At 71.6% G+C, this 15,261-nt stretch carries 11 protein-coding genes; 2 read left to right on the top strand and 9 right to left on the bottom strand.

The window, feature by feature from the left end; translation table 11 throughout:
- Positions 1 to 82: 82 nt before the first annotated feature.
- The 8 genes from KUM49_RS24145 to KUM49_RS24110 all read right to left on the bottom strand — a co-directional run bounded on the left by KUM49_RS24145 (position 83) and on the right by KUM49_RS24110 (position 9,812).
- Positions 83 to 1,102: a TIGR03842 family LLM class F420-dependent oxidoreductase gene (locus tag KUM49_RS24145; RefSeq protein ID WP_217239012.1), complete on the bottom strand. Its 1,020-nt coding sequence runs from the start codon at positions 1,100 to 1,102 to the stop codon at positions 83 to 85.
- 11 nt (positions 1,103 to 1,113) lie between these two features.
- Complete coding sequence (gene hydA, locus KUM49_RS24140) at positions 1,114 to 2,517, bottom strand: dihydropyrimidinase (protein WP_217239011.1); 1,404 nt, start codon at positions 2,515 to 2,517, stop codon at positions 1,114 to 1,116.
- A gap of 100 nt (positions 2,518 to 2,617) precedes the next feature.
- Positions 2,618 to 3,460: a nitrilase-related carbon-nitrogen hydrolase gene (locus KUM49_RS24135; protein WP_217239010.1), complete on the bottom strand. Its 843-nt coding sequence runs from the start codon at positions 3,458 to 3,460 to the stop codon at positions 2,618 to 2,620.
- 155 nt (positions 3,461 to 3,615) lie between these two features.
- Entirely contained in the window at positions 3,616 to 5,190 is a 1,575-nt protein-coding gene (locus KUM49_RS24130) for a PucR family transcriptional regulator ligand-binding domain-containing protein (RefSeq protein ID WP_217239009.1), read from the bottom strand.
- Between the two features lie 28 nt (positions 5,191 to 5,218).
- A complete protein-coding gene (locus tag KUM49_RS24125; protein WP_217239008.1) occupies positions 5,219 to 6,505 on the bottom strand; it encodes an aspartate aminotransferase family protein in 1,287 nt (428 codons plus the stop codon).
- Positions 6,502 to 7,344, bottom strand: a complete 843-nt coding sequence (locus KUM49_RS24120) for a nitrilase-related carbon-nitrogen hydrolase (RefSeq protein ID WP_217239007.1) — start codon at positions 7,342 to 7,344, stop codon at positions 6,502 to 6,504. Before KUM49_RS24120 ends, KUM49_RS24125 begins: the two co-directional genes overlap by 4 nt.
- A 289-nt stretch (positions 7,345 to 7,633) precedes the next feature.
- A complete protein-coding gene (locus KUM49_RS24115; protein ID WP_217239006.1) occupies positions 7,634 to 9,415 on the bottom strand; it encodes a hypothetical protein in 1,782 nt (593 codons plus the stop codon).
- 145 nt (positions 9,416 to 9,560) lie between these two features.
- Positions 9,561 to 9,812, bottom strand: a complete 252-nt coding sequence (locus tag KUM49_RS24110; protein WP_217239005.1) for a helix-turn-helix domain-containing protein — start codon at positions 9,810 to 9,812, stop codon at positions 9,561 to 9,563.
- 32 nt (positions 9,813 to 9,844) lie between these two features.
- On the opposite strand from KUM49_RS24110, the gene map reads away from it, so the two are divergent.
- Both map and KUM49_RS24100 read left to right on the top strand, forming a co-directional pair.
- Positions 9,845 to 10,612: a type I methionyl aminopeptidase gene (gene map, locus KUM49_RS24105; protein WP_217239004.1), complete on the top strand. Its 768-nt coding sequence runs from the start codon at positions 9,845 to 9,847 to the stop codon at positions 10,610 to 10,612.
- A gap of 244 nt (positions 10,613 to 10,856) precedes the next feature.
- Positions 10,857 to 13,400: an ATP-dependent Clp protease ATP-binding subunit gene (locus KUM49_RS24100; RefSeq protein WP_217239003.1), complete on the top strand. Its 2,544-nt coding sequence runs from the start codon at positions 10,857 to 10,859 to the stop codon at positions 13,398 to 13,400.
- Positions 13,401 to 13,403: 3 nt separating this feature from the next.
- Here the strand turns inward: KUM49_RS24100 and ggt are convergent, their stop codons facing one another.
- Positions 13,404 to 15,200, bottom strand: coding sequence for a gamma-glutamyltransferase (gene ggt, locus KUM49_RS24095; protein ID WP_217239002.1), 1,797 nt, complete (start codon positions 15,198 to 15,200; stop codon positions 13,404 to 13,406).
- Positions 15,201 to 15,261: the final 61 nt, after the last annotated feature.

Below are 15,261 nucleotides of genomic sequence, written 5' to 3'. Positions count from 1 at the left end.
CCCGGCCCCGCCACCCCCTCCCCGGGGAGGCGGGGAGGGGAGAACTGGAGTGGGGGGATGGGGAGGTGAGCGGGGATGCGGGTCAGCCGTTGAGGGCCGGGATCACCGTCGACCCGTACGCGTCGATGGTGGCTTCCTGGGCGTCGTGCATGTCGTAGACCGCGAACTGGTCGACGCCCAGCTCACGCAGCGCGTTCAGCTTCTCGACGTGCTTGTCGGCCGGGCCGATCAGGCAGAACCGCTCGACGATCTCGTCCGGCACGAACTGGGTGTCGGGGTTGTCGGCGCGCCCGTGGTGGGAGTAGTCGTAGCCTTCGCGCGCCTTGATGTAGTCGGTGAGTTCCTCCGGTACGGCGGCGGAGTGCTCACCGTACTTGGAGACCAGGTCGGCGACGTGGTTGCCGACCATCCCGCCGAACCAGCGGCACTGGTCGCGCGCGTGGGCCAGCGCCTCGGGCGAGTCGTCCTCGGTGACGTAGGCGGGGGCGGCGACGCAGATCTTCACCTCGGACGGATCGCGTCCGGCGGCGACGGCCGCGTCCTTCACGGCCTTGACCATGTACTCGGTCAGGTAGAGGTCGGCGAGCTGGAGGATGAACCCGTCGGCCTCCTCGCCGGTCATCTTCAGGGCCTTGGGGCCGTACGCGGCCATCCACACGGGCAGTTCGGCGCCCGGCTTGATCCACGGGAACCTGACGACCGTGCCGCCGAGGTCGGCCTCGTCGCCGCGGCCCAGTGCCCGGATGACCTTCATGGCCTCGCTGATGCGGGCCAGGGTGTTGGGCTTGCGGCCGGCGACACGCATCGCGGAGTCGCCGCGGCCGATGCCGCAGACCGTGCGGTTGCCGAACATGTCGTTGAGCGTGGCGAAGGTGGAGGCGGTGACCTCCCAGGTGCGGGTGCCCGGGTTGGTGACCATCGGGCCGACCTTCAGCTTGCTCGTGTTCGACAGGATCTGGCTGTAGATGACGAACGGTTCCTGCCACAGCACGGCGGAGTCGAAGGTCCAGCCGTAGGTGAAGCCGTTGCGCTCGGCCCGCTTCATCAGACTGATGACCTTCGAGGCCGGCGGGTCGGTCTGCAGGACGAGTCCGAAGTCCATGGACGCCACTCCTAGTTGAGGTACTGACAGGTGGAGCGGGGGGTGTACGTGCCGTGTCCGGCGTGCCCGGTGTACTCCCGCTCGGTGATGACGAGTTCGCCGCGCGAGAGAACGGTCTCGACGCGGCCGGTGAGGCGCTTGCCCTCGTACGCCGAGTAGTCGACGTTCATGTGGTGGGTCTCGGCGGAGACGATCTGCTCGGCCTGCGGGTCGTAGATGACGACGTCCGCGTCGGCGCCGGGGGCGATGGTGCCCTTCTTCGGGTACATGCCGAACATGCGGGCCGGGGTCGCGCAGGCGATCTCGATCCAGCGGCGGCGCGAGATGTTCCCGTCGACGACGGCCTGGTGGAGCAGGTCCATGCGGTTCTCGACGCCCGGTAGGCCGTTGGGGATCTTCGAGAAGTCGCCGCGGCCGAGCTCCTTCTGGCCCACGAAGCAGAAGGGGCAGTGGTCGGTGGAGACGACCTGGAGGTCGTTGGTGCGCAGGCCTTTCCAGAGGTGGGCCTGGTGCTCCTTGGGCCGCAGCGGCGTCGAGCACACGTACTTCGAGCCCTCGAAGTCGGGCTCGGCGAGGTTGTCCGTCGACAGGAACAGGTACTGCGGGCAGGTCTCGCCGAAGACGTTCAGGCCCTCGTCGCGTGCCCTGGCCAGCTCGGCGACCGCCTCCATCGCCGAGACGTGCACGACGTACAGGGGCGCGCCCGCGACCTGCGCGAGCTTGATGGCCCGGTGGGTGGCCTCGGCTTCGAGCAGCGCCTTGCGGACCTCCCCGTGGTAGCGCGGGTCGGTCTCACCGCGTGCCAGCGCCTGCTCCACCAGCACGTCGATCGCGATGCCGTTCTCGGCGTGCATCATGATCAGGCCGCCGTTCTCGGCGGAGCGCTGCATGGCGCGCAGGATCTGGCCGTCGTCGCTGTAGAAGACGCCGGGGTAGGCCATGAACTGCTTGAAGGAGGTCACGCCCTCCTCCACCAGCAGGTCCATCTCCTTGAGCGTGTCCTGGTTCACGTCGGAGACGATCATGTGGAAGCCGTAGTCGATCGCGCAGTTGCCCTCGGCCTTGGCGTGCCAGGCGTCCAGGCCCTCGCGCAGGGACTGGCCGACGCTCTGCACCGCGAAGTCGACGATGGTCGTCGTGCCGCCCCAGGCGGCGGCCCGGGTGCCGGTCTCGAAGGTGTCGGAGGCTGAGGTGCCGCCGAACGGCAGCTCCATGTGCGTGTGGGCGTCGACCCCGCCCGGGATGACGTACTTCCCGGTGGCGTCGATGGTGCGCTCGGCCGTCCAGGCCTCGGCGGCGGAGGTGCCGGAGGCGGCGAGGGCGGCGATGCGGCCGTCCTCGATCAGGACGTCGGCGTGGATCTCGTCGGACGCGGTGATGACGAGGCCACCACGGATGACGGTACGGCTGCTCATGATCCCTCTCCTGCCGTGTTCAACACTGGTGTGGTGCGGGTCGGTCGGTGCCGCCGGTCCGGCCCCCCGTGCGCCGGACCGGCGAACGTGCCCGGCCCGGTTACGGAGCGGTCAGGGGACCGTACGCGTCGGGACGGCGGTCGCGGTAGAACTGCCAGCGGTCGCGGACCTCGCGGAGCTTGGCCAGGTCGAGGTCGCGGACGACCAGTTCGGTCTCCTTGTCGCTCGCCACCTCGCCGACGAACTGGGCCTCCGGGTCGACGAAGTAGCTCGTCCCGTAGAAGTCGTTGTCGCCCAGCTCCTCGACGCCGACCCGGTTGATCGCGCCGACGAAGTACTCGTTGGCGGCGGCCGCGGCCGGCTGCTCCAGCTGCCACAGGTAGGCCGACAGGCCGCGCGAGGTGGCCGACGGGTTGAAGACGATCTCGGCGCCCTCCAGACCCAGTGCGCGCCAGCCCTCCGGGAAGTGGCGGTCGTAGCAGATGTAGACACCGATCCTGCCGACGGCGGTGTCGAAGATCGGCCAGCCGCTGTTGCCGGGACGGAAGTAGAACTTCTCCCAGAAGCCGGGCACCTGCGGGATGTGGTGCTTGCGGTACTTGCCGAGGTACGAGCCGTCCGCGTCGATCACGGCGGCCGTGTTGTAGAGGACGCCGGGCTGCTCCTCCTCGTACATCGGCAGGACCAGGACGAGGCCGAGTTCCTTGGCGAGCGCCTGGAAGCGCTTGACGATCGGGCCGTTCGGGATCTGTTCGGCGTACTCGTAGAACGCCTTGTCCTGGACCTGGCAGAAGTACGGTCCGTAGAACAGCTCCTGGAAGCACAGGACTTGGGCACCCTGCGCGGCGGCGTCGCGGGCCGCCTGCTCGTGCACCTGGATCATCGACTCCTTGTCGCCGGTCCAGGCGGTCTGGAAGAGGGCGGCTCGGATCACTGTGCTCATCGGGACCTCCGGTCACTCGGTGTGCGAGGAGCCTAAGAAGTCCGAAGAGCCCATTTGAGTTGCACGGTGTCACGTCTGCGGGCGTGCGGCGTGGCACGGTGTCACCCTGCTGTGGGCCCATGTTTCACCGCCGTTTTCCCTGGTCGTCGCATGTTTCAAGCCTGTTGCGCGTCGTGTGCGAGGAGCGCGATGTGTACCGAGGCGGCCTGCTCGAAGTCGTCGAGGTCGACGCCGAGCCGCCCCTGTATGGACTCCAGCCGGCGGTAGAGCGCCGGGCGGGAGACGTGGTGGAGCTGGGCGGTGCGGGACTTGTTGCGGCCGGTGGCGAGATAGGTGCGCAGTACGGCGAGCAGGTCCTCGCCGGCCCCGCACAGCAGCCCGTCCAGCTCGCGCTCCGCGAAGGACTGCACATGCGGGTCGTCGCGCAGCAGCCGTATCAGACCGCGCAGGTGGACGTCCTTCAGGCGTACGACGGCCGGGAGGTCCAGGACGGCCGAGGAGTCCGCCACGGCGTCGGCGACGTGCAGGGCCTCGCGCAGCCCGGCGGGGACGTCGTCCCAGTCGGTGCGCTCGTCGGCCGCGGCCACCACGGCCTTCGAGGACCCGGACTCGGTGCGCAGCCGGGCCGCGAAGTGCGCGGCGAGGGCCGTCGTGTCCTGGTCGCGGGCGAGGCTCAGCAGGACGGCGACAGCTCCGTCGGCGAGTTCGGCGACGAGTCCGGGCATCCCCACCATGCGCAGCACGCGGTCGAGCTGGGCCGGTTCGCCGTCGCGTACGACCAGCGGGACGAAGCTGCGCCGGTTGACGGGGAGTCCGGCCGCGCGGGCCCGCGGCAGCAGTTGCCGGGCCGGGACGATCCCGCTGACCAGGTCGGTCAGCAGACTCTGCGCGGACTGCTCCTCCCAGCTGTGCGTGGAGTTGCCGCCGAGCATGCGGTGCAGCACGAGGGCCTCGGCGGCCCGGTCGGCGAGCAGTCGCCCGCCGGCGGTGTCGCCGCGGTAGCCGCAGAGCGTGATCCGGCCCCACCGCTCTCCCCGTCCGGCCAGCTCCGCGCGGATCCAGCCGTCGACCTCGTTGCCGCCGGCCTGGCGGGCGATGCGCTCCCAGTCCCGCAGCACGTCGTCCACGGCGGGCCGCTCCCCCGCGGTGGCGAGGACGCGGTGGGCGAGGTTGGTGACGACGACGGGACAGCCGCTGTGCTGGGCGACCTCGTCGAGCAGGCGTTGCAGCGGGGCGCCCGCGGTGATGAGTCCGGTGAGCGCGGTGCGTACCGCCTCGGAGAGGCTGACGGCGGCGAACTTCCGCCGCACCAGCCGGGACTGGACCTCCTCCGTCAGCTCGGCGAAGGGAAAGGGCCGGTGCAGGACGATCATCGGCAGCCCGCACCGCTCGGCGGCGCGGCGCATCACGTCCGGCGGGGTGGGGAACGCCCGTCCCAGGCCCAGCACGACGGCCGCGGCCTCCGCGCGGTGCAGGGACTGGATGTACTCGGCCTGCGCGCCCTCGTCGCCGGCGAGCAGCACTCCGGTGGTGAGGACCATCTCGCCGCCGCTGAGCATCACGCCCACGTCGCAGGCCTCGGCGACGTGCACCCAGCGCACGGCCCGGTCGAGCTGACCGGCACCTGCCACCACCTCGGGCTCCCCGGCGAGGACCCGCTCCAGCGTCAGGACCTGGCGGACCGACAGGGTCGGCTCCACCTGCTCCCAGGTCTCCAAGGTGGTGGTCATGGCGGCGTTTCCCTTGTTCGGAGTGCTGCTACTGGATGCTCCTCAGAGCGTCTTCGAGGATCGCGGCGCCTTCCTCGGCCTCCGCGACGGTCAAGGACAGGGGCGGGGCGACGCGCAGGGCGCTGGTGTCGTGGCCGCCGCCCTTGCCGATGAGCAGCCCGCCCTCGCGGGCCGCTTCGAGTACGGCGGCCGCGGCCTGCGGGTCGGCCTGGTCGGTGCCGGGCCTGACCACCTCGATGCCGAGCATCAGCCCGCGCCCGCGCACCTCCCGCACGGCCGGAACCTGAGCGGCGGCCGCCCGCAGCCGCTCGATGAGCAGTCCGCCGACGCGTCGGGCGTTGCCCTGGAGGTCGTGCTCCAGCAGGTACGTCAGGTTCGCGAGGCCCGCCGCCATGGTGATCTGGGTGCCGCCGAACGTCGAGATGCTGTTGGCGTCCAGGCAGTTCATGATCTCGCCGCGGGCGACGACCCCGCCGATGGACATTCCGTTGCCGATGCCCTTGGCGAAGGTCATGATGTCCGGCGGACCGTTCTGTCCGTGTGCCTGCCAGCCCCAGAAGTGCTCGCCGGTGCGGCCCCAGCCGGTCTGCACCTCGTCGGCGATCCACAGGATGCCCCGCTCCTGCAGCACCTCGCGGAAGGCCGCGTACAGGCCGTCCGGCGGGGAGGTGAAGCCGCCGACGCCCTGGATGGGTTCGGCGATCAGGGCGGCGGGCGGGCGGGTGTGGCCGAGCAGGTCGGTCAGGTCGTCGACGCAGGCCGCGATGAAGTCGGCGTCGCCGAGCGAGGCGTAGGGGCCGCGCGTGCGCACGCCTCCGTGGACGTACAGCGTCTGCAGCGGGGAGAGCGACGTGGGTGACCAGCCGCGGTTGCCGGTGATGCCGACCGCGCTGAAGGAACGGCCGTGGTAGCTGTTGCGCATCGCCAGGACGGTGTTGCTGCGGCGGTACGTCGTCGCCAGCATCAGGGCGGTGTCGTTGGCCTCGGTGCCGGAGGTGGTGAAGAAGACGCGGGCGTCCGGGATGCCGCTCAACTGGGCCACCCGTTCGGCCAGTTCGACCATCGGCCGGTTGAGGTAGAGCGTGGAGGAGTGGATGATCCGCCCGGCCTGCTCGCTCACCGCCTTGGTGATCTCGGGGAGGGCGTGCGCGGTCATCGTCGTCAGGATGCCGCCGAAGAAGTCGAGGTACTTGTTGCCCTCGGCGTCCCAGACGTACCGGCCCTCGCCGTGGGTGAGCTCCAGCGGGTCCTCGTAGTAGAGGGCGAGCCAGTCGGGCAGGACGGAGCGGTGGCGGCCCAGCAGGTCCTTGGTCACGGCTGCACCAGCCCGTCGTAGGCGTCGGGACGGCGGTCGCGGTAGAACGCCCACTGCTGCCGTACCTCTTCGATGAGGTCGAAGTCGAGGTCGCGGACGACGAGTTCCTCTTCCTTGTCATTGGCGGTTTCCCCGACGAACTGACCGCGCGGGTCGACGAAGTAGCTCGTCCCGTAGAAGTCGTTGTCGCCGTACTCCTCGACGCCGACCCGGTTGATCGCGGCGACGAAGTACTCGTTCGCGACGGCTGCGGCCGGCTGTTCGAGGCGCCACAGGTGGGAGGAGAGTCCGCGGTGGGTGGCGGACGGGTTGTAGACGAGCTGGGCTCCGTTCAGGCCGAGCTGCCGCCAGCCCTCCGGGAAGTGCCGGTCGTAGCAGATGTAGACGCCGACCTTGCCGACGGCGGTGTCGAAGACCGGCCAGCCTACGTTGCCCGGCTTGAAGTAGAACTTCTCCCAGAAGCCCTTGACCTGCGGGATGTGGTGCTTGCGGTATTTGCCGAGGACGGTGCCGTCGGCGTCGATCACGGCGGCGGTGTTGTAGTAGAAGCCCGACTGCTCGACCTCGAACACCGGGACGACGATCACCATGCCGGTCTCGCGCGCGAGCTCTTGCATACGACGCGTCGTCGGCCCGTCCGGCACCGGCTCGGCCCAGCGGTAGTGCTCCGGATCCTGGACCTGACAGAAGTAGGGGGCGTTGAAGACTTCCTGGAAGCCGATGATCTTGGCACCCCGGCGGGCCGCCTCGCGGGCGTGCTCCTCGTGTTTCGCCACCATGGACTCGGTGTCGCCGGTCCAGGTGGCCTGGACGAGGGCGGCACGTACGACGTTGGCCATGAGCTGCTCCTTCGACGGTGACGTCAGAGGCGTCTACGCGCGTGTACGCCGACGGTAGAGGGCAAAGTCCCCGCCGGGAAGGATGCCCGCCCACTCGACCGGGTGAATCGCGTTCGATATCCCGCCAGCACCAGCGTGCGGGGTTCTCTTTACGTCGATGTGACCGGGCTGGTTCCAACCCGGCCGGTGTCGATCGCGTAGGACCCGATCGCTCGCCGAGCGGCCGAGCGGCGTGAGCCGGCAACCCCTGCCGCGCCATGACGGGGTCAGCCGGTCCGGCCCGGCCCGGTCAGGCGCTGAAGCCCGCCACCCGGAGCGCGTGGGCCAGGTCCCGGTGGAGCTCGGCCGAGGCGTCCCGGGCGGCCTCCAGCAGGAGCGGGACGAGGATCTGCGGGTCCGGCTCGACGCTGCGGACGGCCTCCTCGGCGGTGCGGACGCGGACGTAGGCGTCCAGGAGCGCGCGGGCGTCGCCGCGCCGCCCCTGGGCGGCCAGCTCCAGCACGGCCCGGCCGAGCTCGTCGGCGGGCCGCACGACGCCCTGCCGCAGGACCTGCTCCCCGTCGCTGCCGAGCCCCGCGGAGGCCAGGGCGTCGGCCACGGCGACGAGCCGGTCGGGGGGCAGCGAGGCCGCCTCCCACAGCAGGGTCGCCCAGTCGGCGCCCAGCCCGGCGCGCTGCATCTCGGCGGCGAGCAGCGGGTAGCGGACGGCGGGCCAGTACGCCAGCTCGGCGAGCAGTGCGTGCGCCTCACCGCTGCGGCCCTCGCCGCGCAGCCGCACCAGCCGCTCGACCGTCCCGGCGGCCTCGCGCCGGGACACCGTGTCCAGCGGCTCGCTCCGCGGCTGCGGCCGGGCGCCTGCCGCGGTCCCGGCGTACCGGGCTCCGCGCAGGCCACGGCCGGTGGCGACAGGTGCGGCGGGCACGTCCGGCACGGCGGTCGGCGGCACGACGACGGGGGCGGCCTCCTCCTCCGCCAGCCCGGCGAAGCGGGCGCTGCCACGCCGACGCTTGCGTTGCTTCGGGGTGGCGGCGGGCTGCTCCTGCGGGACGGACGGCTCCTCGAAGGCGGGGTCCTGCCGCTCAGGGCTTGAGCGGCGGTCGTACTCGGCCTGACCGGCGTGACCGGCGTGACCGGCGTCGGAATCGTCTTCCACGGCGGCCGCGAACCGCAGGTCACGCTGTTGCGGCATGCCGGGGAATCCGTCGCCGTACGAGCCGTCGTGCCCGTCCGATCGCGCACCGTACGAAGCCTCACGCCCGTCCGGTCGTGCGCCGTAGGAGACACCACGGCCGTCCGACGGCCCGGCGTGGGCCTCTCGACCGTCCGACGACCTTCCGTACGCGTCCCGCCCGCCCGACGGCGTGCCATACGCGTCACGGCCACCCGACGGGGCCCCGTACGCCTCCCGACCGCCCGACGGCGCACCGTACCCATCCCGGCCGTCCGGCCGGAGGCCGGACGCCCCGCGCCCGTCCGTGCGCGTGTCCGTCTCGCCGACGCGGAACACGGCACCGCCCTCCGCCGCCCGCGCGCGCCGGATCTCCTCGGCCTTCCCGCCCACCGACCGTCGTTCCAAGTCCTCGATGCGTGCCCGGAGTTCGGCGCAGCGGCGGGTCGCGCGTTCGTGGTCGTCGCGGGCCCAGGCGAGGTCGAGGCGGATGACGTCGGCCTCCTGCTGGGTGGTCGCGGAGGCGAGGAACCGGCCGAGTTCCGCCTGCCGTTCCGCCGCGTAGCGCTGTTCGCGGAGCATGACGTCGAAGCGGTCGCCGAGGGCGTCGCGGCCGCCGGGCCGGGCGTCGTGGGCGACGAGCGCGGCGGCGTGCAGGGCGCGGGCGCGGTCCGCCTCCGGGGCGGCGAAGGCGGAGCCGTACTCGGTGGAGAGGTCCTGGAGGAGGGCTTCGACCACGTCCCAGGGCGGTATCTCACGGCCGTCGAGGCAGGCCTGCATGCCGTCGGGGTCGCGCTGCCAGAACACGCCGCACCAGCCGGCGCTCTGGTCCAGGCGGCCCAGCAGGCCGTCGAGGTAGTTCGCGAACTCCCGGACCCTACCGGGGAGTTGATCCAGAGTCATCGCCCAACTCCCTCCAGACCGGAGCACTCCGGTCCGTAGGCAACACCAGTCGTGTTACAGGACGGCTACGGGCAGTTTTCCGGGGCAGGACAGGACCCTCATTGCGCGATCTTGACGGCTGCGCGACGACTGCCCGAGGGGCCCGTCACACCTCCGCCAACGCACAGAGCCCCGCCAGCTCGTCCATGGACAGACCGAGCGCCCGGGCCAGCGCGGCCACCGTGAAGAACGCGGGTGTCGGCGCGCGGCCGGTCTCGATCTTGCGAAGGGTCTCCGCGGAGATCCCGGCGTCGGCCGCGACCGCCGTCATGCTGCGACCACCGCGAGCCTCACGCAGCAGCCGGCCGAGCCGTTCGCCGCGTTCGCGCTCTTCGGGGGTGAGGGGGGTGCGTACCATGCCGTCATTGTAATACCGGTATAGTAATTGGCATGGTAGAGCTGAAGACGGACACATCCATCGACGCCATGTACGAGGCCGGCCAGGTCGTGGGGCAGGGCCTGACGGCCGTACGACAAGCCGCTGACGTCGGCGTTTCCCTGCTGGAGCTGGACGAAGTGGCGCACGACGTGCTGCGCGGGGCGGGCGCGGGCTCGCCCTTCCTCGGCTACCGGCCCTCGTTCGCACCCACCCCCTTCCCAGGCGTCATCTGCGCCTCGGTGAACGACGCGATCGTGCACGGCATCCCGACCCCCTACCGGCTGCGCGACGGCGACCTCGTCTCCATCGACTTCGGCGCCGAACTGGGCGGGTGGGCCGGCGACTCCGCGATCAGCTTCGTGGTCGGCGAGCCGCGTCCGGCCGACGTCACGATGATCGAGACCGCAGAGCGGGCGCTGGCGGCGGGCATCGAGGCGGCGGTCGTGGGCAACCGCATCGGCGACATCGCGCACGCGATCGGCACGGTGTGCCGCGCCGGGGGCTACGGCATCCCGGAGGGCTTCGGCGGCCACGGCATCGGCCGCCGTATGCACGAGGACCCGCCCGTTCCCAACGAGGGCCGCCCCGGGCGCGGGTTCCCGCTGCGGCACGGCATGGTCCTGGCCCTCGAGCCCATGCTCATCGGCGGCGGCAAGGACGGCTACCACGAGGCGCCGGACGGCTGGACCCTGCGGACCGACGACGGCTCGCGCGCGGCCCACGTGGAGCACACGGTGGCCATCACGGACGCGGGACCACGGATCCTGACCGCACGCTGACCGACGCCCTCGTCGCTCGGCGCCCCCAGTCGCGACGGCTCGGGGGGAGGCGGCCGGGAGGAGTGCCGGGTCCCGGGAAGGGCCCCGCGAAGTTCTCTGAAGGTGCCCCCTCCCCTCGTTCGTGCGAAGGTGTTCTACGAGCGCGCCCAGGGGTGTAACCACCTGTCACGTGGGTTACCCGACTCCGGCACGTCGATCAGCGAGGGCGTCCCCGGCCCGCGCAGGGACGCCGGATGGGAACGCCATGACCAGCGGCTTCACCGGCTCAGAAGGCTACGACCCCTTCGGAGAATTCCTCGCCCGATTCTTCGGCGGACCGCGCCCAGGTCCCCGGCAGATCGACATCGGGCGGCTGCTCAGTCAGCCCGCCCGGGAACTGGTGCGGGGCGCCGCCCAGTACGCCGCCGAACACGGCAGCCGGGACCTGGACACCCAGCACCTGCTGCGGGCCGCGCTGTCCGCCGAGCCGACCAGGAGTCTGCTCACCCGCGCCGGCGCGGATCCCGACTCCCTCGCGACGGAGATCGACGAGCGCTCGGGCCCGGTCCAGCACCCGCCGGGCGAGGTGCCGCCGCCGACCTCGCTGTCGCTCACCCCGGCCGCCAAGCGCGCCCTGCTGGACGCGCACGACCTCGCCCGGGCCCGCGGCACCGGTTACATCGGCCCGGAGCACGTGCTCAGCGCCCTCGCGGCGAACCCCGACTCGGCGGCCGGGCACATCCTGAACTCGGCCCGTTTCGCCCCGTCCGGTCTCCCCCCGGAGTCGGCCCCGGACGGCGGGCAGACCAGCATCGAACGGCCGCGCTCCGCGTCCACGCCCACCCTGGACAAGTACGGCCGCGATCTGACCGACCTGGCGCGCAAGGGCCGTATCGACCCGGTGATCGGGCGGGACGAGGAGATCGAGCAGACCATCGAGGTGCTCTCCCGGCGCGGCAAGAACAACCCGGTGCTCATCGGTGACGCGGGCGTCGGCAAGACGGCCGTCGTGGAGGGGCTCGCCCAGCGCATCGCGGACGGTGACGTGCCGGACGTGCTCGTCGGGCGGCGGGTGTTCGCCCTGGACCTGACCGGTGTGGTCGCCGGCACCCGCTACCGGGGTGACTTCGAGGAGCGGCTGAACAACATCGTCGGCGAGATCCGCGCCAACTCCGACCGGCTGATCGTCTTCATCGACGAGGTGCACACCGTGGTCGGCGCCGGGGGCGGCGGCGAGGGCGGGTCCATGGACGCCGGCAACATCCTCAAGCCGGCCCTGGCCCGGGGTGAGCTGCACATCGTGGGCGCCACCACGCTGGAGGAGTTCCGCCGGATCGAGAAGGACGCGGCGCTGGCCCGCCGCTTCCAGCCGATCCTCATCCCGGAGCCCACACCCGCGGACGCGATCGAGATCCTGCGGGGGCTGCGGGACCGTTACGAGGCCCACCACCAGGTTCGTTACGCCGACGAGGCGCTGGTCGCGGCCGTCGAACTGTCCGACCGCTACCTCTCCGACCGGCGCCTGCCGGACAAGGCCATCGACCTGATCGACCAGGCCGGCGCCCGGGTGCGGCTGGGGGCCCGGACGAAGGGCACGGACGTCCGGGCCCTGGAGCGCGAGGTCGAGCAGCTGATCACCGACAAGGACCAGGCGGTCGCGGCCGAGCAGTACGAGCAGGCCACGCAACTGCGTGACCGGATCGTCGAGTTGAAGCAGCGGATCACCGAGGCCGGCGGGGACGGCGAGGTGGACGAGGGCCAGCACCTGGAGGTCACGGCCGAGGCCATCGCCCAGGTGGTGTCGCGGCAGACCGGTATCCCGGTGAGCAGCCTCACCGAGGAGGAGAAGGACCGGCTGCTCGGTCTGGAACAGCATCTGCACGAGCGGGTCGTCGGTCAGGAGGAGGCGGTCCGTGTGGTCGCCGACGCGGTGATGCGCTCCCGCGCCGGGCTCGCCAGCCCCGACCGGCCGATCGGCAGCTTCCTCTTCCTCGGCCCGACCGGGGTCGGCAAGACCGAGCTGGCAAGGGCGCTCGCGGAGGCCCTGTTCGGCAGCGAGGAGCGGATGGTCCGCCTGGACATGAGCGAGTACCAGGAGCGGCACACCGTCAGCCGCCTGGTCGGCGCCCCGCCCGGGTACGTGGGGCACGAGGAGGCCGGCCAGCTCACCGAGGTCGTGCGCCGGCACCCGTACTCGCTGCTCCTGCTCGACGAGGTGGAGAAGGCGCACCCGGACGTCTTCAACATCCTTCTCCAGGTCCTCGACGACGGGCGGCTGACCGACTCCCAGGGCCGCACGGTCGACTTCACCAACACCGTCATCGTCATGACCAGCAACCTCGGCTCCGAGGCCATCACCCGGCGCGGTGCCGGCATCGGGTTCGGGGCGGGCGGCGCCGACGCGGACGAGGAGGCGCGGCGCGAGCAGATCCTGCGCCCGCTGCGGGAGCACTTCCGGCCCGAGTTCCTGAACCGGATCGACGAGATCGTCGTCTTCCGCCAGCTCACCGCCGAGCAGCTGCGGCAGATCACCCACCTGCTGCTGGAGCGGACCCGCCGGCTGCTGGACGCGCAGAGCGTCACGGTCGACTTCACCGACGCGGCCGTCGACTGGCTCGCCGAGCGGGGCTACCAGCCGGAGTACGGTGCCCGGCCGCTGCGCCGCACCATCCAGCGCGAGGTCGACAACCAGCTGTCCCGGCTGCTCCTGGACGGCCGTGTCACGAACGGCGGCCGGGTGACGGTGGACGCCGAGGGCGGACGGCTCGCGTTCCGTACGGGGGACGTGCCGCCCGCCCCTGAGCTGTGACCCCTACGGCACCGGGTGCACGACCATCGCCGAGCCGCCGCCGCGGCGTACCTTCTCGGCGGCGGCCAGCCACTTCCCGCCCGGCAGCCGCTGCACGGCCGTCGCCGCGCCGATCTCCGGATTCAGCCTGAAGGAGTGCCCGATGGCCTCCAACTGCTTCGCCGTCTCACTGCCGTAGAGCCCGGGTTCGAGTTCGGTCTGGGCGGCGTTGCGCTGGCTGGCGCGCGGCGCGGCGATCGCGTCGACCAGCGGCAGCCCCCGGTCGAGGAACCGGGTGAGGGTCTGCAGCACGGTGGTGATGATGGTCGCGCCGCCGGGCGAACCCAGCGCCACCACCGGCTTGTCGTGCTGGTCCAGCACGATGGTCGGCGAGATCGACGACCGCGGCCGCTTGCCCGGACCGGGCAGGTTCGGGTCGTGGACGGCCGGGTTCGCCGGGGCGAAGGAGAAGTCCGTCAGCTCGTTGTTGAGGATGAATCCGCGGCCGGGGACCGTGATGCCGCTGCCGCCGGTCTGCTCGATGGTGAGCGTGTAGGCGACGACGTTCCCCCACTTGTCGGCCGCCGTCAGATGCGTGGTGTTCTCGCCCTCGTACGTCGTCGGCGCCGCCGTCCCTCCGGTGGCGCAGGCCGCCGGGTCGCGCGGGTCGCCGGGCGCGACCGGGCTGGTGAGCACCGCGTCGTCCTTGATGAGGCATTCCCGCGAGTCGGCGTACTTCTGTGACAGCAGTTGCTGCGTCGGTACGTCCTCGAAGGCCGGGTCGCCGACCCAGCGCCCCCGGTCCGCGAACGCGATCCGGCTGGCCTCGATGTAACGGTGCAGGTACTGGACGTCGCTCGCCTTGGACAGGTCCGTGTTCTCCAGGATGTTGAGCGCTTCGCCGACCGTCGTGCCACCGGAGGAGGAGGGTGCGATGGAGTAGACGCCGAGGCCGCGGTACGCGGTCTTGGTAGGCGCCTGGAGTTTGGCGCGGTAGGCCGCGAGGTCCTTCCGGGAGAGGTCGCCCGGGCGGGCGTTCCAGCCCGAAGCGGGGTCCACGGGCGGCTTGTTCACCGTGTCGACGATGTCCTCGGCGAGGTCGCCGTGGTAGATCGCGCCGACCCCCTTCCTGCCCAACTCGGCGTAGGTGCGGGCGAGATCGGGGTTCTTGAAGGTGGAGCCGACGACGGGGAGCTGTCCGCCCGGCAGGAACAGCTCGGCGGTGTCCGGGAAGTAGCGGAACCGGGTCTCGTTGGAGGCCGTCTGCGAGCGGAAGGTGGCGTCGACGACGAATCCGTCGCGGGCGATCCGCTCGGCAGGCTTGAGGACGCTGCCGAGTCCCCTGCTGCCCCACTTGTCGAGCGCCCGCTGCCAGGTGGCGGGCGTGCCCGGGGTGCCGACGCCGAGGCCGCTGCTGACGGCGTCGGCGAACGCGAGGGGCTTGCCGTTCTCCAGGAACAGTCCGGAGTCGGCGGTCAGCGGGGCGGTCTCGCGCCCGTCGATCGTGTGCACCGTGCGGGACTTGGCGTCGTAGTAGACGAAGTAGCCGCCACCGCCGATGCCGGCGGAGTAGGGCTCGGTGACGCCGAGCGCGGCGGCCGTGGCGACGGCCGCGTCCACCGCGTTGCCGCCCTTCTTCAGCACCTCGATGCCGACTGCGGAGGCGTCCGCGTCGACGCTGGCCACGGCGCCGCCGTAGCCGACGGCGACGGGAACCTTGGCAACTGCTGGACCGTGACCGGTCGGTGGCGCCGCCCCCACCGACACCACGGCGGCCGAGACCGCGAGAACCGACAGTTTCCGAGCGACAGGGCGACGCATCCGAACCTCCAGTCAGAAGACCGTTCGCGCAGCCTATGCGATCGCCATGGCCTCGTCAGGA

The sequence above is a fragment of the Streptomyces sp. AC555_RSS877 genome (assembly GCF_019049245.1).
In the GTDB taxonomy this organism is placed as follows: Bacteria; Actinomycetota; Actinomycetes; order Streptomycetales; family Streptomycetaceae; genus Streptomyces.
Note: the sequence above shows the minus strand (reverse complement) of the source record. Positions and strands in the feature narration are given on the sequence as shown.

Excerpts from the sequence above, each read along its gene's own strand:
- KUM49_RS24145 (WP_217239012.1), bottom strand. The coding sequence starts at position 1,102 with ATGGACTTCGGACTCGTCCTGCAGACCGACCCGCCGGCCTCGAAGGTC.
- hydA (WP_217239011.1), bottom strand. The coding sequence starts at position 2,517 with ATGAGCAGCCGTACCGTCATCCGTGGTGGCCTCGTCATCACCGCGTCC.
- KUM49_RS24135 (WP_217239010.1), bottom strand. The coding sequence starts at position 3,460 with ATGAGCACAGTGATCCGAGCCGCCCTCTTCCAGACCGCCTGGACCGGC.
- KUM49_RS24130 (WP_217239009.1), bottom strand. The coding sequence starts at position 5,190 with ATGACCACCACCTTGGAGACCTGGGAGCAGGTGGAGCCGACCCTGTCG.
- KUM49_RS24120 (WP_217239007.1), bottom strand. The coding sequence starts at position 7,344 with ATGGCCAACGTCGTACGTGCCGCCCTCGTCCAGGCCACCTGGACCGGC.
- KUM49_RS24115 (WP_217239006.1), bottom strand. The coding sequence starts at position 9,415 with ATGACTCTGGATCAACTCCCCGGTAGGGTCCGGGAGTTCGCGAACTAC.
- KUM49_RS24110 (WP_217239005.1), bottom strand. The coding sequence starts at position 9,812 with ATGGTACGCACCCCCCTCACCCCCGAAGAGCGCGAACGCGGCGAACGG.
- map (WP_217239004.1), top strand. The coding sequence starts at position 9,845 with ATGGTAGAGCTGAAGACGGACACATCCATCGACGCCATGTACGAGGCC.
- KUM49_RS24100 (WP_217239003.1), top strand. The coding sequence starts at position 10,857 with ATGACCAGCGGCTTCACCGGCTCAGAAGGCTACGACCCCTTCGGAGAA.
- ggt (WP_217239002.1), bottom strand. The coding sequence starts at position 15,200 with ATGCGTCGCCCTGTCGCTCGGAAACTGTCGGTTCTCGCGGTCTCGGCC.